This is a genomic window from Streptomyces sp. NRRL S-1813, from assembly GCF_000719605.1.
Classification (GTDB): Bacteria; Actinomycetota; Actinomycetes; order Streptomycetales; family Streptomycetaceae; genus Streptomyces; species Streptomyces decoyicus.
This window is the reverse complement of record NZ_JOHB01000122.1, coordinates 1-204: the sequence shown is the minus strand read 5'-3', so window position 1 is coordinate 204 and position 204 is coordinate 1. Positions and strand designations below refer to the sequence as shown.

1 protein-coding gene is annotated in these 204 nt (G+C 70.6%); it reads right to left on the bottom strand.

What is annotated here, in order from left to right:
- Window positions 1-190: ATP-binding protein (locus IF67_RS0138595; protein WP_420708744.1), on the bottom strand; the 190-nt coding region annotated here is incomplete at its 3' end.
- Window positions 191-204 lie beyond the last annotated feature (14 nt).

Genomic DNA, 204 nt, shown 5'->3' with positions numbered 1-204 from the left:
TGTCCGGGCCGGCAAAGAGTTGGAGGGTGTACCGGCCACCGCCGTGGCGCAGTGCGTTGGTGGCGAGTTCGGAGACCACCAGGAGGAAGGCGTCCGCGCGCTCCGGATCCGGCACTGGGGTGAGGTTGTCGGTGAATGCGCGGGTCGCCTCGCGGGCCCGGTGGATACTGTCCGGGCTTTCACCCCGCACCGCGGTCGGTACGG